Here is a 17427-nt window from a genome sequence, read left to right on the forward strand (position 1 = left end):
GAGGGCCAGTGGTGTCGGGAGGGAGCTCAATGAGGGGAGGTGGGCAGTAGTGGCCTCATCGCGGGGTAAACCCGCGAAGAGGCCACTGCAGGCGCTATCAGCCTTGCTGATCGGCCAACTGGTCGGCCAGGCGCACGAAGGCTGCCAGGTCCAGCTGCTCTGGGCGCAGGCTGCCATCTACGCCTGCGGCTTCAATAGCTTGGCTGTCGAGCAGGCCCTTGAGCGTATTGCGCAGGGTCTTGCGACGCTGGTTGAAGGCTTCGCGAACCACTTTTTCCAGCAGCAGGTGATCCTTGGCCGGGTAGGGCAGCACTTCATGCGGTACCAGGCGCACGATGGCCGAATCCACCTTCGGCGGCGGGTTGAACGCACCTGGGCCGACATTGAACAGGTGCTCGACCCGGCAGTGGTACTGCACCATGATCGACAGCCGGCCCCAGTCGCCACCGCCTGGGCCTGCGGCCATGCGCTCGACCACTTCTTTTTGCAGCATGAAATGCATGTCGCGGATCAGCCCGGCGTGGCTGAGCAGGTGGAAAATCAGCGGGGTGGAAATGTTGTAGGGCAGGTTGCCGACCACCTTCAGGCTCCGCGCAGGCACGCCCAGCTGGTTGAAGTCGAACTTCAGGGCATCGCCCTGGTGCAGCCGGAAGTTGTCGTTGCCGGCGAATTTGTGCTGAAGGATCGGCACCAGGTCCTTGTCCAGTTCAACGACGTCCAGCTGTGCGCCGCTACCCAGCAGGCCTTCGGTCAAGGCGCCCTGGCCCGGGCCGATTTCCAGCAGGTGTTCGCCGGCCTTGGCGTTGATGGCGCGCAGGATGCGGTCGATGATGCCGGCGTCGTGCAGGAAGTTCTGGCCGAAGCGCTTGCGCGCCCGGTGTTGGTATTGCTCGTTCATGGTCGGTTCTCGGCCATCTGGTAGGCGGTTTCCAGGGCCACGCGCAGGCTGCCGGTGTCGACCTTGCCGGTACCGGCCAGGTCCAGGGCGGTGCCGTGATCGACCGACGTGCGGATGATCGGCAGGCCCAGGGTCACATTGACTGCGGCACCGAAGCCTTTGTACTTCAGTACAGGCAGGCCCTGGTCGTGGTACATCGCCAGCACTGCATCGCAGTGCTCCAGATATTTGGGGGTAAACAGGGTATCGGCCGGCAGCGGGCCGCGCAGGTCCATGCCTTCGGTGCGCAGGCGGACCAGTGTCGGTTCGATGATGTCGATTTCTTCGCGGCCAAGGTGGCCGCCTTCACCGGCATGCGGGTTGAGCCCGCAGACCAGGATGCGTGGGTTGGCGATGCCGAACTTGTCGCGCATGTCCGCATGCAGGATGCGGGTGACGCGCTCCAGGCGCTCAGGGGTGATGGCGTCGGCGATGTCCCGCAGCGGCAGGTGCGTGGTTACAAGGGCCACGCGCAGGCCATGGGTCGCCAGCATCATTACCACCTGGGCAGTGTGAGTCAGCTCCGCCAGGAATTCGGTATGGCCTGAGAAGGGGATGCCGCTCTCGTTGATCACGCCCTTGTGTACAGGGGCGGTAATCATCCCGGCGAAATCACCGCTCAGGCAGCCCTGCCCGGCCCGGGTAAGGGTCTGCAGGACGAAAGCCGCATTGGCTTTATTCAGCTGACCTGGCGCCACTGAGGCGGCCAGGGGGGTATCCCAGACATACAGGCTACCCGCCGGTGCAGGGAGGTCGGGCCACTGGCCCGGTGCTACCGGCAGCAGGTTGACGGCCAGCCCCAGCCGCGCGGCCCGCTCGGCGAGCAGGTCACGGCTGGTGATGGCGATCAGGGGGTGGGGCTGGGCGTCGGCGGCGAGCAGCAGGCACAGGTCGGGGCCTATACCGGCTGGTTCGCCGGGGGTGACGGCAAAGCGCAGGGGCTTCACTGTACGGCCTGGTCAGCGCCAGGCAGCTTGATTTCAACGTAGGCTTCGTCGCGGATCTGGCGCAGCCAGGTCTGCAGCTCTTCGTCGTATTTGCGGTTGCGCAGGACGCTCAGGGCCTGTTGTTCACGGGCCTGTTCGGTGCTGTCGGTGGCGCGGCGGCCCAGCACTTCCAGGACATGCCAGCCGTACTGGGTCTTGAACGGTTTGGTCACTACGCCTTGCTGCGCGTTGGCCATCTGCTCGCGGAACTCAGGCACCAGGCTGTTCGGGTCGACCCAGTTGAGGTCGCCGCCGTTGAGCGCCGAACCCGGGTCTTCCGAGAAGCTCTTCGCCAGCTCGGCAAAGTCTTCGCCATTGGTGATCCGGTCGTACAGACGATCAGCCAGCTGTTCAGTTGCGGCTTCGCTGCGGATCTCGCTCGGCTTGATCAGGATGTGACGCACATGCACTTCGTCACGCAGCACGTTCTCGCTGCCGCCGCGTTTTTCCTCAAGCTTGATGATGATGAAACCGCTAGGGATGCGCAGGGGCTGAGTGATGTCGCCGACGTTCATGCCGCTGAGCAGCTTGGCGAACTCCGGGGGCAGCTGGGCGGCTTTACGCCAGCCCATCTCGCCGCCTTCCAGGGCGTTTTCGCTGCGCGAGTTGGCAATTGCCATCTGGCCGAAGTCGGCGCCCTGGCGCAGTTGCTGGTAGACGTCGCCGACCTTGCGTGCAGCCTTCTGGATGTCGTCCGAGTTGGCGGCTTCCGGGGTAGGGATCAGAATGTTGGCAAGGCGATACTCTTCCGACATCTGCATCTTGCCCATGTCCGAGGCGAGGAAGTTCTTCACTTCCTGCTCGGACACCTGGATACGCTCGGCCACACGGCGCTGGCGCACGCGGCTGATGATCATCTCGCGTTTGACCTGCTCGCGCGCGTCGTCGAACGACAGGCCGTCATGGGCCAGCGCGGCGCGGAACTGCTCCAGCGACATGCCATTGCGCTGGGCGATGGTGCCGATGGCCTGGTTCAGTTCTTCGTCGGTGATGCGGATGCCCGAACGTTCGCCAATCTGCAGTTGCAGGTTCTCGACGATCAGGCGTTCCAGTACCTGCTGCTCCAGTGCGCCGGTCGGCGGCACGCCGCCGCCACGCTTGGCGATGGTCTGCTGCACCTCGTGGACGCGTTGGTCCAGTTGGCTCTGCATGACCACGTCGTTATCGACGATGGCCACCACACGGTCCAGGGGTTGCACCGCGGCATGCACCGCGCCACTCAGCAATACAGCGCCCAGCAACACTGGGCGCAGACGATCAATAAGCTTGGTCTTCACGTTCACGGTAACCTTGAATGCCTTGGTCGAGGAAAGATTCGACCTTGTTGCCTACCACGCCACCGAGACCTTTCAGCACGATCTGCAGGAAGATGCCGTGGTCGCCTTTTTCGTTCTGCGGAGTCGCCTGGCTGAAGTCGTCGTAGTCGATCCAGTAACGGTTGATCAGGCGCAGCTTCCAGCAGCAGTTGTCGTACTCGAAACCGCCCATGGCTTCCAGGGTGCGGTTGCGGTTGTAGTCATGCTGCCAGCGCGCGATCACGCTCCATTGCGGCACGATCGGCCAGATGACCGAGAAGTCGTGCTGCTGGATCTTGTAGTAGTCCTTGATGTAGCCGTCGGTGCCCGGGGTACCGTAGTCGCCGCCGCCCACTTTCCACGTACCGGTTGTGGAGTCGTAAGCGATGGTGTCGTTGCGGTAGCGATAACCGAGGTTGACCACCTTGTTCGGGTTGTCTTCAGGCTGGTAGTGGAACATCGCGCTGCCCGAACGGGTGCTGCGGCTGTCCGGGTCCCAGTTGAAGTCCGAATTGAAGCGCCAGTCGCGGTTGAAGTAGTAGTTGTACATCAGCGCGTATGGCGATACGTCGGACTGCGCGTCCTTGCGGGTACGGTAGTCGATGCCTGGCAGCTGGACCTTGCGGTCCTTGAAGTAGTACGCCTGGCCGAGGCTGATGTTCTGACGCTCGAAGCCGTTCTCTTCGATCCAGCGGCTGGTCACGCCGAGCGACAGCTTGTTCTCGTCGCCGATACGGTCCGTGCCGCTGAAGCGGTTGTCGCGGAACAGCGAGTCGAAGTTGAACAGCGTTTCGCCGGTGTCGAACAGCGGGATGTCAACCTGGTCCTTGTACGGGACATTCAGGTAGTACAGGCGAGGCTCGAGCGTTTGGCGATAGTTGGTGCCGAACATCGAGGTGTTGCGGTCGAAATACAATCCACTGTCGACGCTGAAGATCGGGACATCGCGGTTCTGGTTGCTCTTGAAATCGCCGTTCAGCGGCACCGAGCCAGGGTTGTTCGCGATATCGTTCTTGCCCTTGCCATCGAGATCAAGATCGTAGTGGGTGTACATGTACTTCAGCTTCGGCGTGATGTAACCGTAGCTTGCGGTCATCGGCAGGCTGATAGCCGGCGCGAGGTTCAGGCGGGTACCGTTGGCACGCGCCACACCGAAGATGTTCTGGTCGAGCCGGCGCCCATCGGGACCGGCAGTGGTATCGATGACGCCGTCTTCGTTGAATACAGTGCCGTCTTTCAGGTCGCGATCGAAGCGTACCGCTTCGGTCTCGTAGCTGAAGTCGAAGCCGCTCGGGTGGTACGGCAACATGCCGTTGATGGTGATCTGCGGCAGCTTGTTGTACGGCGTGATCTGCGACAGTGTCGCCATCTCGTACGCTTGTGCATTCAGGCGGGCGGTGTAGCTGTCACCTCGCCAGGTCAGGGCACCCTGCTGGTTGACGACATCATGGCCTTCAACGCCAATCTGATCGCTTTCCAGATCCTGGAAGTAGAACGGATCGCTGATGTCGGTGTAGTCAACTTCAGTCATCAGGCGCTCGTCCAGGCCACCTTTGTGCTGCCAGTTGATCATCCAGCGCTGTTCTTTGTAATCAGTCTGGTCTTTGCGATCGTCGTTCTTGTCGTTCAGGTACGCGCCGCCGAACTGGCCTTCGCTGGACTTGGTCAGGTAGCGGAATTCGCCTTCCATCAGCAAGCCACGCTTGGTCATGTAGCGCGGGTACAACGTGGCGTCATAGTTGGGCGCCAGGTTGAAGTAGTACGGCGTAACCAGCATGAAGCCGGTGTCGCTGGTGCTGCTGAACGAAGGCGGCAGGAAGCCGGACTGGCGACGGTCGTCGATCGGGAAGTAGATGTACGGTGTGTAGAACACCGGGAAATCCTTGACCCGAAGGGTGGCGTTGGTCGCGGTACCGAAGCCGGTCGCCGGGTTCAGGGTGATGTTGTTGCCCTTCAGCTGCCAGGCGTTGCTGCCCGGTTCGCAGGTGGTGTACGTACCATCCTTGAGGCGGATGATGGCGTTTTCGCCACGCTTGGCGTACAGGGCGCTGCCGCGGATGTGCGACTTGTGCATCACGTATTCGGCGTTGTCGACCTGAGCGGCGCCCGTGTCGAGCTGGATCTGCGCCTCGTCACCCACGACCAGCGAGCCGTTGTCGCGAATCTTGACGTTGCCCTTGAGCTCGCCACGGTTCTCGGTCTGGTAGAGGTTGGCCTCGTCGGCTTCGACCTGCATGCTGCCCTGGCGCATGACCACGTCACCGGCGAGGGTAGCGATCTGCTGCTCCTGCTGGTACTTGGAGACCTTGGCGTTGATGTAGGTCGGCGACTCGTCCTTGGGCGTGGTATCGGCCATGCCCGGGCGGGTTGGCTCGACATACGCACCGCCGCAGTACGGGCCGGTTTCGGCCAGCTGCGCGGGGGTGAGCTTGTCACGTGAGACCCAGTCGAGGTGGCTGTAATCTTCGCTGCGCGACTTCAGGCCACGGCCTTTGCTCTCGGTGACCAGCACCGGCTTGTCAGCGCTCTCGGCCTCGGCCGACGGGGCCTCGGTGCCGGACGTGAGTGCGGCACCCTCGTGCACGGGGCGCGGAGGCAAGTTGCTGGCTGGGGTCTTGGGCTTGCAGTCCCAACCACCGGAGGCGGACACTTGGCAGTCGAACTGCTCGGCTGCGACCACGTACGAGGTGGCAAATGGTTGCAGGGCCAGCAGACCGCCGGTCACCAGCAACGGAAACTTTCTACGAAACGCGGGGGATTTCAATGCCATCTTATTAGTCCGGGCTTCCTGCGTGCCATCTGCCCGCGTGTGGGGCCGCACGCCTCTCGATGGTCTGAAAAAGATGCTGGATAATAAAGCATGACCCGCTTGACGGCTAGGGCCGTCGGAGACCCTTGTAATGCCTGAACACGATGTACGCCTGCAACAACTGACTGTCTGGCTCGCCGAGCAGCTCAATGTGCTTTTCCGTAACAACGCCTGGGGGGAGGTGCCTGAGGGCAGCCTGACCGCCGCCAGCAGCGACGCCAGCTTCCGTCGCTACTTCCGCTGGGAGGGCGCAGGCCACACGTTCGTGGTCATGGATGCACCCCCGCCGCAGGAAAACTGCCGACCGTTCGTCGCCATCGACCACCTGCTGGCAGGTGCGGGCGTGCATGTGCCGCAGATTCATGCCGAAGACCTGGATCGCGGCTTCCTGCTGCTGGGGGATCTGGGGCGCCAGACCTACCTCGACATCATCGATGCCGATAATGCCGATGGGTTGTTTGCCGATGCCATAGATGCACTGCTGGCCTTCCAGCGCCTGCCGATGAACGCGCCGCTGCCAAGCTATGACGACGCCTTGCTGCGCCGTGAGGTCGAACTGTTCCCCGAGTGGTACGTCGGGCGCGAGCTTGGCCTGGCCTTCAATGAGGCGCAGAAAGCTGCCTGGCAGCGCATCAGCCAACTGCTGATCGACAGTGCCCTGGCGCAGCCCAAAGTGCTGGTGCACCGCGACTACATGCCGCGCAACCTCATGCAGAGCACGCCCAACCCTGGCGTACTGGACTTCCAGGACGCGGTCTACGGCCCTGTCACCTATGACATCACCTGCCTGTTCAAGGATGCTTTCCTCAGCTGGCCGCAGGCGCGTGTCGAAGGCTGGTTGCGCCATTATTGGGGCAAGGCGCAGGCCGCCGGTATCCCGGTGCAGCCATCGTTCGAGGACTTCCAGCGTGCCAGCGACCTGATGGGTGTGCAGCGCCATCTGAAGGTGATCGGCATCTTTGCCCGTATCTGCCACCGTGATGGCAAGCCCCGTTACCTGGCCGACGTGCCGCGTTTCTTCGCCTATATAGATGAGGTGATAAGCCGCCGCCCCGAACTCGCGGAACTGGGGCAACTGATCGCAGAGCTCAAAGCCGGAGCGCGTGCATGAAAGCGATGATCCTCGCGGCAGGCAAGGGCGAGCGCATGCGCCCGCTGACCCTGCACACCCCAAAGCCGTTGCTGCCGGTGGCAGGCCAGCCCTTGATCGAGTACCACCTGCGCGCCCTGGCGGCCGCGGGCTTCACCGAGGTGGTCATCAACCACGCCTGGCTGGGTCAGCAGATCGAAGACCACCTGGGCGATGGCAGCCGCTTTGGCCTGAGCATCCGCTACTCGCCCGAGGGCGAGCCGCTGGAAACGGGGGGCGGGATCTTCAAGGCGCTGCCTTTGCTGGGTGATGCCCCCTTCTTGCTGATCAACGGCGATGTCTGGACCGACTACGATTTCACCCGCCTGCGCGCACCCTTGCAGGGGCTGGCGCATCTGGTATTGGTCGATAACCCTGGCCATCACGGGCGTGGCGATTTTCGCCTGGAGGGCGAGCAGGTCGTGGACGGTGACGATGCGCCCGGCACCTTGACGTTCAGTGGCGTGTCGGTGCTGCACCCAGCATTGTTCGAAGGCTGCCAGGCGGGCGCCTTCAAGCTGGCGCCATTGCTGCGCCAAGCCATGACGGCAGGCCAGGTGAGTGGCGAGCATTATCGCGGCCACTGGGTCGACGTTGGCACCCAGCAGCGCCTGGCCGAGGCCGAGCAGTTGATTGAGGGGCGCGCCTGACATGTGGTGGCCAAGTACCGTGATCGGGCTGGGCGCAGGTTTTGCTGTCGCCAGTATTCCTGGCGCGCTGCTTGGCGCTTTGCTGGGCCAGGCAATGGACCGGCGCCTGCGCGTGCAGGGCTGGGACGACCTGCGCGAACGGCTGAGCGGGCGCCCGGCCCTGCGCGACGAAGAGTTGTTGTTCGTCCTGCTCGGGCGGCTGGCCAAGAGTGATGGGCGGGTGGCTGAGCAGCATATCCAGCAGGCCCGCCAGGAAATGGTCCGCCTGGACTTGGCCGAGACCGCCAGGATGCGCGCGATTGCAGCGTTCAACCGGGGCAAGGCGGGCAAGGACCGCTTGGCTGGCCATCTTCGGCGTATCCGCCTGCAGCCACACGCTGCCGAAGGCACGTTGCGGGCGTGCTGGCGCATGGCCTGGGCCGATGGAAAAGCCGGCCAGCACGAGCGTGAGTTGCTGCTGGACTGGGGGCAGAAGCTTGGGCTGAGCCGGCGCCAGGTGCAGGCCATGTCACTGGAGTACGAGCCGCGCAAGATGCAGGCGGCGAGTACGGTCATGACCTATGCGGCGGCATTGCGGCTGCTGGGTGTGGAGCCCGATACCGAAGGTGACCGGGTCAAGCAGGCGTATCGGCGCTTGGTCAGCCGGCATCACCCGGACAAGCTGGCGGGCAGCGGAGCGAGTGAAATGCAGGTGCGCGAGGCCACGGAGCGGACCCGCGAGCTGCATCAGGCCTACGCGCTGATCCGCAAGCGGCGGGGGCTCTGACGGCCAGCTTTTATTCCTGGGGCGCCATCCACCCCCGCACCCGGCGGAACAACTGTTCCTGCTCGGCCGCCTTGTTCCCGGGCATGGCAATCAATGAAAGCTGCTTGTACTGGCTGTCCTTCTGCCGCTTGCTGGCCTGCAGGCGTTGCGCTGCCGCATTGCGGTCGCCGGTACGGGTCGCGTAGTAAAGGTCGGCCGCCGGCACCTTGAGGGTTGGCGTCAGGCTTTCCAGGTCGTGTTCGACCCTTGCAGGCGTCTGCGGTGCGATCATCACCAGCTTTTGCACCTGCGGCGGCTGCTTCTCGCTCAGGTAACGTGTTGCCCAATAGGCACCACTGCCGTGGCCGATCAGCACGATGCTGCGTGAGTTGTGCTGCTGGGCGTAGCTTACTGCCGCGTCCAGGCGGGCGAAGATGCGCTCGGCATCGGCCTGGTCATTCTGGTCGCTGGCTTGCACGGCGTCGGTGCTTTCAGCGGCATCGGCATCGGCCGCTGTGGCCTGGGCGACGTTGGCGTTGGCATCGGCCGGCGTGTCCTTGGCAGGCGCCGTCTCGCCTTTGTCTTGCTTCGCTTCGGCAACCGGGCTGGCCTCGACCCGCGCTTGTGGGCTGACGGCGAGCAAGTCAGGCAGGCTGACGCTCAGGCTGTGCCAACCGACATCGGGGAACTTGTGCCGCAGTGGGCCGACCGCGTTGGGCCAGTCGGCGGTTTCACCGGCACCGGGGACGATGATCACGGTGCCCTGCGGGTCGCTGTCGTTGGCCGGTTTCCACAGGGCCAGAAAGCTGTCGGTGCCAGCTTGCAGCGTCTGCTGTTCAGCCTTTGGCACCCGGCGTTCAAGGGCCTGCGCATCTTCCTGGCTGCGCTCCAGCAAGGGTGGGCGTGGCGCGGTGGAAGCAGGCGTTTCTGCGGCCGCCGCGGGTTGCTCGGGGTCGGCGGCCGAGGCGCCGACTGGCAGGAGCGAGGCCAGGCAGCACAATGCCAGCGTCGTGCGATAAAGTGTGGACATGAATCAACCCAAGGCCAGAATGATACCGGCAGCGTAATAGTATTTGCCCGTGACGGCCATGCTGCATGGCCGCCCTTGCCAAGACGAGCGTGTAGATGAAGCGATTGCGTCGCCTGTTGGTTATCGGCTGCTTGTGGCTGCCCTTGATTGCCTTGGCAGGGCCCGAGGTATCGTCGACAGTGGTGCTTGAGCCTGCTCAGCAGCAGTGGCTGGATGCCCACCGCAGCCTTCGGGTGGGGTTGGTGCTGCAGGCGCCCTATGCCCAGTTCGACCGCCGCTTGCAGCAACTCTATGGGGCCAATGTCGAGCTGGTCAACGCGCTTGCCCAGGCGCTCAAGCTGGACCTGACATGGCGCAACTTCAGCGACCAGGCCAGCCTGGAACATGCGCTGCAGCAGGGCGAAATCGATTTTGCCCCCGGGCTTACGCAAACCCCGGCCAGCCTACGCCTGTGGCTGTTCAGCGACCCCTACATGCGGGTGCCGCAACTGGTGGTCGGGCCTCGCACCGGCGCCTTGGCCGTAGACCTTGAAAAGCTCGCCGAGGACGAGCGCGTCGCAGTGCGCATGCCCAGCGTGCTGGCCGACTACCTGCGCGGCAACTACGCCAATCTCAATGTGCAGGGCGTGCCCGACGAGCGCCAGGCCTTGCAACTGGTCGTCGGTGGCCAGGCCAGCTATGCCGTGCTGGACGAAGCGCAGCTCAGCCGCTTGTCCCGTGAAAGCGAGTTCGGTGAGCTGGCGGTGGTGGGCGACATCGGCCTGCCGCAGTTGCTGCGGGTGGGGTCGCGACGGGACTGGCCGCTGCTGGCCGAGGTGCTGGAACGTGGCCTGCAGGCCATGCCGGCCAAGGCGCTGGAGCAACTCCATCAGCGCTGGTTGCAGCCCAAATACCCACGCCTGAGTGATTCGACCGGTTTCTGGCAGAACCTTGCCTTGCTGTTCGGCATGTTGCTGCTCTGCGCCCTGGCCACGCTGGTGTGGCAACGTCGTCAGCAGCGCCAGCTCGAGCGTAGCCTGCTGGCGGCACGGGACACCCTGACAGAGCGGCAAGTGCGCGAAGAGGCGCTGCGCCTGAGCCAGTTCGCGATCGACCAGAGCACGGTGGGTATTCTCTGGGTCAACTGGGACAGCCATGTGCGTTACGCCAACCATGCCGTGGGGCGCATGCTCGGTTATGCCGAAGCAGCACTGCTGGAACGCCCGTTGATCGACTTCGAGCCGAACCTGACCATGGACCGCTGGCTGCAGCTATGGAAGGGCGCGCGTGCCGGTGAGGCCGGGGCGCGGCAGTTCGAAACCCAGTGCCTGCGCGCCGATGGCAGCTTGTTACCGGTGGAACTGTCGTTGAGCTTCCTGCGCTTTCGTGACGCCGAGTACCTGGTGGTGTACCTCGCCGATGTCACCGAACGCCATCGCGCTCTGGCGGCATTGCGCGAAAGCGAAGCGCGGCTCAAGGGTATTGCCGGCAATGTCCCGGGGCTGGTGTTCCGCCTGGAGCCTGCGCCCGCCGAGGGGGACCCGGAGTTTCCCTACATCAGCGAGGGCAGCGAGGCGCTGGTCGGCTATACGCCGGCGCAAATCCAGCACCCGCAGATGGGCTTGCGCAACCTGGTGCATCCAGATGACCGGGCGGACTATCACCAGGTTCAGGACCTGGCCATAGCCCGCGACCGCGACTGGTCATGGCAGGGGCGTATCCTGACCCGCGCAGGTGAACAGCGCTGGGCCGACATCAAGGCCAGTACTCGGCGCCTGGCCAATGGCCGGGTGGTCTGGGACGGTATCGTCTGGGACATCACCCAGAGCAAGCGCGCGGAGTTGGCGCTGGCAAAGTCCCAGGAGCAGCTGCGCGAACTGTCGGCGCACCTGGAAAGCGTGCGCGAGGAAGAAAAAGCCCGCATCGCCCGTGAAGTGCATGATGAGCTGGGCCAGATGCTGACCGTGCTCAAGCTGGAAGTCTCGATGTGCGAACTGGCCTTCGCCGAACTGGACCCGGCCCTCAACGAGCGCCTGGCCAGCATGAAGCGCCTGATCGCCCAGTTGTTCCAGCTGGTACGTGACGTGGCCACCGCACTGCGCCCGCCCATTCTCGACGCGGGCATCGCCTCCGCCGTCGAGTGGCAAGCCCGGCGCTTCGAAGCACGCACGCAGATACCTTGCCTGGTGCTGGTGCCGGATAATCTGCCAGCATTGAGTGATGCCAAGGCCACCGGGTTGTTTCGTATTCTTCAGGAGGCGCTCACCAACGTCATGCGCCATGCCCAGGCGCACAGCGTGGAGATAGAGCTGGTGCGGGAGGGGGAAAAGCTGCGTATGACCGTCAGCGACGACGGCAGCGGTTTTTGCCTCGACCGGGCCCGGCCGACCTCGTTCGGCCTGGTAGGCGTACGCGAGCGGGTGTTGATGCTCGGTGGCAGCATGGCGTTGCACAGCGAACCCGGCGAAGGCACCAGCCTGAGCGTGACCATTGCGTTGGAGTAGGAGAGCGATCGTGATTCGAGTGCTGGTGGCCGAAGACCACACCATTGTCCGCGAAGGCATCAAGCAGTTGATTGGCCTGGCCAAGGACATGCAGGTGGTGGGGGAGGCCGGCAATGGCGAGCAATTGCTCGAAGCCCTGCGCCACACCCCCTGCGAAGTGGTGTTGCTGGATATCTCCATGCCCGGCGTGAATGGCCTGGAGGCGATCCCGCGGATACGCGCGTTGCACAGCCCGCCGGCGATCCTGATGCTGTCGATGCACGACGAAGCGCAGATGGCCGCGCGTGCACTCAAGGCTGGCGCTGCCGGCTATGCCACCAAGGACAGTGACCCAGCCTTGCTGCTGACGGCGATCCGCCGGGTGGCGGGCGGCGGGCGCTACATCGACCCGGCACTGGCCGACCGTATGGTCTTCGAGGTGGGCCTGACCGAGACGCGGCCTTTGCACACTTTACTGTCAGAGCGGGAGTTCTCGGTGTTCGAGCGCTTGGCCCAAGGTGCCAACGTCAATGACATTGCCCAGCAGCTGGCGCTGTCCAGCAAGACCATCAGCACCCACAAGGCGCGGCTGATGCAGAAACTCAAGGTCCACTCGCTGGCGGAACTGGTGAAGTACGCCATGGAGCACAAGCTGGTGTAGGAGCGGGCTTGCCCGCGAAGGGCCCGACCTGCTGAGCGCGGTAGGGGCCGACGCATTCGCAGGCAAGCCCAGGGAGAGTGCCCGCCCACACGTTGCATCCCAATCCCGACATCCGTGTAGGGCGATCCCTACAGCAAGTCTTCCATCCGGATGATGGCATTCTCTCCGCACCCCCGATTTCCGGGCGCTTGCGCCTTCTTTAGTCTTTGCCTACGCAGTCATTCCAACAAGAAGGTGCAGGCATGAGCGAGGCGATTTCGAACGCGACCACCGGCGAGACGCTGGTCAGCTTCCGTGGTGTGCAAAAGAGCTACGACGGCGAATCGCTGATCGTCAAAGACCTCAACCTGGACATTCGCAAGGGCGAGTTCCTCACCCTGCTCGGCCCCTCCGGGTCGGGCAAGACCACCAGCCTGATGATGCTGGCCGGTTTCGAGACGCCTACCGCCGGTGAGATCCAGCTGGCCGGGCGCTCCATCAACAACGTGCCGCCACACAAGCGTGACATCGGCATGGTGTTCCAGAACTACGCATTGTTCCCGCACATGACCGTTGCCGAAAACCTGGCCTTCCCGCTGAGCGTGCGCAACCTCAGCAAGACCGACATCAGTGAGCGGGTCAAGCGCGTACTGGGCATGGTCCAGCTCGATGCGTTCGCCAAGCGCTACCCCGGCCAGTTGTCCGGCGGCCAGCAGCAGCGTGTGGCCCTCGCCCGGGCGCTGGTGTTCGAGCCGCAACTGGTGCTGATGGACGAACCACTCGGCGCACTCGACAAGCAGTTGCGTGAACACATGCAGATGGAGATCAAGCACATCCACCAGCGCCTTGGCGTGACGGTGGTCTACGTGACCCATGACCAGGGCGAAGCGCTGACCATGTCTGACCGCGTGGCGGTGTTCCATCAGGGCGAGATCCAGCAGATCGCCGACCCTCGCACCCTCTATGAAGAACCGCGCAACACCTTCGTCGCCAACTTCATCGGCGAGAACAACCGCATCAACGGCACTTTGCTGGCCAGCGACGGCAACCGTTGCCAGGTGCAACTGGCCCGTGGGGAGCGGGTCGAGGCACTGGCGGTGAACGTTGGCCAGGCCGGCGACCCGGTGACCTTGTCGGTGCGCCCGGAGCGCGTGCGCCTCAATGGCCACAGCGAAAATTGCGTCAACCGCTTCTCTGGCCGTGTGGCCGAATTCATCTACCTGGGCGACCACGTGCGGGTGCGCCTGGAAGTCTGCGGCAAGGCCGACTTCTTCGTGAAGCAGCCGATTGCCGAACTTGACCCGGCCCTGGCCGTGGGTGATGTGGTACCGCTCGGCTGGGAAGTGGAGCACGCGCGCGCGCTCGATCCGATTGCCGAAGCCCACTGATGGATTGCTTCACCAACCCTGTACTGTGGAGAGAATAATAATGCGCAAGCAGCTGAAACTGACCGCCCTGGCCCTCGGCCTGTTCGCCGCCGGCCAGGCCATGGCGGCAGACCTGACCGTGGTTTCCTTCGGCGGCGCCAACAAGGCAGCCCAGGTCAAGGCGTTCTACGAGCCTTGGGAGAAGGCCGGCAATGGCAAGATCGTCGCCGGTGAGTACAACGGTGAGATGGCCAAGGTCAAAGCCATGGTCGATACCAAGAGCGTCTCCTGGAACCTGGTCGAGGTAGAGTCGCCAGAGCTGGCGCGCGGTTGCGACGAGGGCATGTTCGAAGAGCTCGACCCGGCGCTGTTCGGGAGCGAGGGCGACTATGTACCGGGTGCAATCCAGCCCTGCGGTGTTGGCTTCTTCGTCTGGTCCACGGTGCTGGCCTACAACGCCGACAAGCTCAAGACTGCCCCCACCAGTTGGGCCGATTTCTGGGATACCAAGCAGTTCCCGGGCAAGCGTGGCCTGCGCAAGGGCGCCAAGTACACCTTGGAGTTCGCCTTGATGGCCGACGGCGTCGCGCCGAAGGAAGTCTACAAAGTGCTGGCCACCAAAGAAGGCCAGGACCGCGCCTTCAAGAAACTCGACGAACTCAAGCCAAGCATCCAGTGGTGGGAAGCTGGCGCCCAGCCGCCACAGTACCTGGCGTCGGGTGACGTGGTAATGAGTTCCGCCTACAACGGCCGCATCGCCGCCGTGCAGAAAGAGAGCAACCTCAAGGTGGTGTGGAACGGTGGGATCTACGACTTCGACGCGTGGGCCATCCCGAAAGGCGCCAAGGATGTGGAAGCGGCGAAGAAGTTCATTGCCTTCACCGTCCAGCCTGAGCAGCAGAAGACCTACTCCGAGAACATCGCCTATGGCCCGGCCAACTCCAAGGCCGTCCCGCTGCTGGCGGATGCCGTGAAGAAGGACATGCCGACCACGCCTGACAACATCGCCAATCAGGTGCAGATCGACGTGGCGTTCTGGGCGGACAACAGCGAGCAGCTGGAGCAACGCTTCAACGCCTGGGCGGCGAAGAAGTAAACACTGGGTGCCGCTACGCGGCTCATCGCCGGCAAGCCGGCCCCCACAGGTGAGGTGAAAGCCCGGGGGTGTGGCAGCCGGTTTGCCGGCGATGGGCTGCGCAGCAGCCCCAATTACAGCCTGTTTTGCGGAGTCCACCATGGCCATTGCAGTGCCCCTCACCGAAGGCGCAGGTCCAAATCTGAAACAGCGCCTCAAGCATGCTGAGCGCATCAACCGCTGGAAGGCGCAGGCGTTGATCGCGCCGCTGGCGCTGTTCCTGCTGCTGGTGTTCCTGGTGCCGATTGCGGCGCTGCTGTACAAAAGCGTCGGCAACCCCGAAGTGGTCGCTGGCCTGCCTCGCACCGTCGAAGCGGTGCAACAGTGGGATGGCAAAGGGCTGCCGGGCGAGGACGTGTACAAAGCGCTGAGCCTTGACCTGCCTGAGGCGCGCAAGAACCAGTCGCTGGGAGACCTGTCCAAGCGCTTGAACATGGAACTGGCCGGTTATCGCAGCCTGTTGTCGAAGACTGCCCGGGCGCTGCCGTTCAAGGCCGAACCTGCTTCCTACAAGGAAGCGCTGCAGGCCCTTGACGAACGTTGGGGGGACCCTGCGTACTGGCAGGCGGTGCGTCGCAACACCAGCAGTGTCACGTCCTATTACCTGCTGGCGTCGGTCGACCACCGTATCGACGACCTCGGCGAACTGGCCAAGGCCACCCCCGACCAGGCCATCTACCTGGACATCTTCGCCCGCACCCTGTGGATGGGTGTAGTGATCACGGTCATTTGCCTGCTGCTGGCGTACCCGCTGGCCTACCTGCTGGCCAACTTGCCGACCCGGCAGAGCAACTTGCTGATGATTCTGGTGTTGCTGCCGTTCTGGACCTCGATCCTGGTGCGGGTGGCGGCGTGGATCGTGCTGCTGCAGTCAGGCGGCCTGATCAATAGCGCGCTGATGGCGATGGGCATCATCGACCAGCCGCTGGAACTGGTGTTCAACCGCACCGGCGTGTACATCTCGATGGTGCACATCTTGTTGCCGTTCATGATCCTGCCGCTGTACAGCGTGATGAAAGGAATTTCGCCGAGCTACATGCGCGCCGCCATCTCGCTGGGCTGCCACCCGTTCGCCAGCTTCTGGCGGGTGTACTTCCCGCAGACCTACGCAGGCGTTGGCGCGGGTTGCCTGCTGGTGTTCATCCTGGCCATCGGCTACTACATCACCCCGGCGCTGCTCGGCAGCCCGAACGACCAGATGGTCAGCTACTTCGTTGCCTTCTATACCAACACCAGCATCAACTGGGGCATGGCCACCGCGCTGGGCGGCCTTCTGCTTCTGGCGACCGTGCTGCTGTACCTGATCTATAGCTGGCTGGTTGGCGCCAGCCGCCTGCGCCTGAGCTGAGGAGCCTTGTGATGCTTAGCCCCTACATGTCGCCCGTGGAGCGGGTGTGGTTCTACAGCCTGCGGATTCTGTGCGGCCTGATCCTGCTGTTTTTGGTGTTGCCGGTGCTGGTGATCGTGCCGCTGTCGTTCAACAGTGGCAGTTTCCTGGTCTACCCGCTGCAGGGCTTCTCGCTGCAGTGGTATCAGGACTTCTTCGCCTCGGCCGAGTGGATGCGCGCGCTGAAGAACAGCATCATCGTCGCCCCCGCGGCTACGGTGCTGGCGATGGTCTTCGGCACATTGGCGTCGATCGGCCTGACCCGCGGGGACTTTCCCGGCAAGTCGCTGGTGATGGCGCTGGTGATTTCGCCAATGGTGGTGCCGGTGGTGATCATCGGGGTGGCCAGCTACCTGTTCTTCGCCCCGCTGGGCATGGGCAACAGCTTCATCTCACTGATCCTGGTGCACGCGGTGCTGGGTGTGCCGTTCGTCATCATCACCGTGTCGGCCACGCTGCAGGGTTTCAATTACAACTTGGTGCGTGCGGCGGCCAGCCTGGGCGCCTCGCCGTTGCTGGCCTTTCGCAAGGTGACGTTGCCGCTGATCGCGCCTGGGGTGATCTCGGGGGCACTGTTCGCCTTTGCCACCTCGTTCGATGAAGTGGTGGTGACGCTGTTCCTCGCCGGGCCTGAGCAGGCCACCCTGCCTCGGCAGATGTTCAGCGGCATCCGCGAAAACCTGAGCCCGACGATTGCGGCGGCGGCGACGTTGTTGATCGCCTTCTCGGTGGTGCTGTTGCTGACCTTGGAGTGGCTACGCGGGCGCAGCGAGAAGCTCCGGACGCAACAGCCCGCCTGATGATGGGCTGCCTGCGCCGGCCCCTTCGCGGCTAAAGCCGCGCCCACAGGGATTG

Annotated in this window: 14 protein-coding genes; 9 read left to right on the plus strand and 5 right to left on the minus strand. The window is 63.7% G+C overall.

Going from position 1 to position 17427, the window contains the following annotated elements:
• Window positions 1-97: 97 nt before the first annotated feature.
• From rsmA to ABEH27_RS11305, 4 genes are read right to left on the minus strand one after another with little or no spacing between them, the layout of a single operon-like run.
• Window positions 98-898, minus strand: coding sequence for a 16S rRNA (adenine(1518)-N(6)/adenine(1519)-N(6))-dimethyltransferase RsmA (gene rsmA, locus ABEH27_RS11290; protein ID WP_346613660.1), 801 nt, complete (start codon window positions 896-898; stop codon window positions 98-100).
• Window positions 895-1884 (minus strand): 4-hydroxythreonine-4-phosphate dehydrogenase PdxA, encoded by a 990-nt coding sequence (gene pdxA, locus ABEH27_RS11295; RefSeq protein WP_346613661.1) that lies wholly within the window; start codon window positions 1882-1884, stop codon window positions 895-897. The genes rsmA and pdxA overlap by 4 nt, the downstream gene beginning before the upstream one ends.
• Window positions 1881-3206, minus strand: a complete 1326-nt coding sequence (locus tag ABEH27_RS11300; RefSeq protein ID WP_346613662.1) for a peptidylprolyl isomerase — start codon at window positions 3204-3206, stop codon at window positions 1881-1883. The genes pdxA and ABEH27_RS11300 overlap by 4 nt, the downstream gene beginning before the upstream one ends.
• A complete protein-coding gene (locus tag ABEH27_RS11305) occupies window positions 3181-5988 on the minus strand; it encodes an LPS-assembly protein LptD (RefSeq protein WP_346613663.1) in 2808 nt (935 codons plus the stop codon). The genes ABEH27_RS11300 and ABEH27_RS11305 overlap by 26 nt, the downstream gene beginning before the upstream one ends.
• 130 nt (window positions 5989-6118) lie before the next feature.
• On the opposite strand from ABEH27_RS11305, the gene ABEH27_RS11310 reads away from it, so the two are divergent.
• The 3 genes from ABEH27_RS11310 to ABEH27_RS11320 are packed head-to-tail and all read left to right on the plus strand — an operon-like array spanning window position 6119 to window position 8572.
• Complete coding sequence (locus ABEH27_RS11310) at window positions 6119-7138, plus strand: phosphotransferase (protein ID WP_346613664.1); 1020 nt, start codon at window positions 6119-6121, stop codon at window positions 7136-7138.
• Window positions 7135-7806: an N-acetylmuramate alpha-1-phosphate uridylyltransferase MurU gene (gene murU / locus ABEH27_RS11315; protein ID WP_346613665.1), complete on the plus strand. Its 672-nt coding sequence runs from the start codon at window positions 7135-7137 to the stop codon at window positions 7804-7806. The genes ABEH27_RS11310 and murU overlap by 4 nt, the downstream gene beginning before the upstream one ends.
• Before the next feature lies 1 nt (window position 7807).
• Window positions 7808-8572 carry a TerB family tellurite resistance protein gene (locus ABEH27_RS11320; RefSeq protein ID WP_346613666.1) on the plus strand — a complete coding sequence of 255 codons (765 nt, stop codon included), beginning with the start codon at window positions 7808-7810 and terminating at the stop codon, window positions 8570-8572.
• A gap of 10 nt (window positions 8573-8582) precedes the next feature.
• Here ABEH27_RS11320 and ABEH27_RS11325 read toward each other — a convergent pair whose 3' ends face one another.
• Window positions 8583-9581, minus strand: coding sequence for an alpha/beta hydrolase family protein (locus ABEH27_RS11325; RefSeq protein ID WP_346613667.1), 999 nt, complete (start codon window positions 9579-9581; stop codon window positions 8583-8585).
• 95 nt (window positions 9582-9676) lie between these two features.
• Here ABEH27_RS11325 and ABEH27_RS11330 point away from each other — a divergent pair, with 95 nt between their 5' ends.
• From ABEH27_RS11330 to ABEH27_RS11355, 6 genes are all read left to right on the plus strand, one after another.
• Window positions 9677-12064 carry a transporter substrate-binding domain-containing protein gene (locus ABEH27_RS11330; RefSeq protein WP_346613668.1) on the plus strand — a complete coding sequence of 796 codons (2388 nt, stop codon included), beginning with the start codon at window positions 9677-9679 and terminating at the stop codon, window positions 12062-12064.
• A 7-nt stretch (window positions 12065-12071) separates the two neighbouring features.
• Complete coding sequence (locus ABEH27_RS11335) at window positions 12072-12704, plus strand: response regulator transcription factor (protein WP_346613697.1); 633 nt, start codon at window positions 12072-12074, stop codon at window positions 12702-12704.
• 242 nt (window positions 12705-12946) lie between these two features.
• Entirely contained in the window at window positions 12947-14071 is a 1125-nt protein-coding gene (locus tag ABEH27_RS11340) for an ABC transporter ATP-binding protein (protein ID WP_346613669.1), read from the plus strand.
• Between the two features lie 40 nt (window positions 14072-14111).
• Window positions 14112-15146: an ABC transporter substrate-binding protein gene (locus ABEH27_RS11345; protein WP_346613670.1), complete on the plus strand. Its 1035-nt coding sequence runs from the start codon at window positions 14112-14114 to the stop codon at window positions 15144-15146.
• Between the two features lie 139 nt (window positions 15147-15285).
• Window positions 15286-16533, plus strand: coding sequence for an ABC transporter permease (locus ABEH27_RS11350; RefSeq protein ID WP_346613671.1), 1248 nt, complete (start codon window positions 15286-15288; stop codon window positions 16531-16533).
• An 11-nt stretch (window positions 16534-16544) separates the two neighbouring features.
• Window positions 16545-17372 (plus strand): ABC transporter permease, encoded by an 828-nt coding sequence (locus ABEH27_RS11355; RefSeq protein ID WP_346613672.1) that lies wholly within the window; start codon window positions 16545-16547, stop codon window positions 17370-17372.
• Window positions 17373-17427: the final 55 nt, after the last annotated feature.

Source organism: Pseudomonas sp. P39-UII1, from assembly GCF_039672635.1.
Lineage (GTDB): Bacteria > Pseudomonadota > Gammaproteobacteria > Pseudomonadales > Pseudomonadaceae > Aquipseudomonas.

Excerpts from the sequence above, each read along its gene's own strand:
- ABEH27_RS11345 (WP_346613670.1), top strand. The coding sequence starts at position 14,112 with ATGCGCAAGCAGCTGAAACTGACCGCCCTGGCCCTCGGCCTGTTCGCC.
- ABEH27_RS11305 (WP_346613663.1), bottom strand. The coding sequence starts at position 5,988 with ATGGCATTGAAATCCCCCGCGTTTCGTAGAAAGTTTCCGTTGCTGGTG.
- ABEH27_RS11330 (WP_346613668.1), top strand. The coding sequence starts at position 9,677 with ATGAAGCGATTGCGTCGCCTGTTGGTTATCGGCTGCTTGTGGCTGCCC.
- murU (WP_346613665.1), top strand. The coding sequence starts at position 7,135 with ATGAAAGCGATGATCCTCGCGGCAGGCAAGGGCGAGCGCATGCGCCCG.
- ABEH27_RS11310 (WP_346613664.1), top strand. The coding sequence starts at position 6,119 with ATGCCTGAACACGATGTACGCCTGCAACAACTGACTGTCTGGCTCGCC.
- ABEH27_RS11350 (WP_346613671.1), top strand. The coding sequence starts at position 15,286 with ATGGCCATTGCAGTGCCCCTCACCGAAGGCGCAGGTCCAAATCTGAAA.
- rsmA (WP_346613660.1), bottom strand. The coding sequence starts at position 898 with ATGAACGAGCAATACCAACACCGGGCGCGCAAGCGCTTCGGCCAGAAC.
- ABEH27_RS11320 (WP_346613666.1), top strand. The coding sequence starts at position 7,808 with ATGTGGTGGCCAAGTACCGTGATCGGGCTGGGCGCAGGTTTTGCTGTC.
- ABEH27_RS11355 (WP_346613672.1), top strand. The coding sequence starts at position 16,545 with ATGCTTAGCCCCTACATGTCGCCCGTGGAGCGGGTGTGGTTCTACAGC.
- ABEH27_RS11325 (WP_346613667.1), bottom strand. The coding sequence starts at position 9,581 with ATGTCCACACTTTATCGCACGACGCTGGCATTGTGCTGCCTGGCCTCG.
- ABEH27_RS11340 (WP_346613669.1), top strand. The coding sequence starts at position 12,947 with ATGAGCGAGGCGATTTCGAACGCGACCACCGGCGAGACGCTGGTCAGC.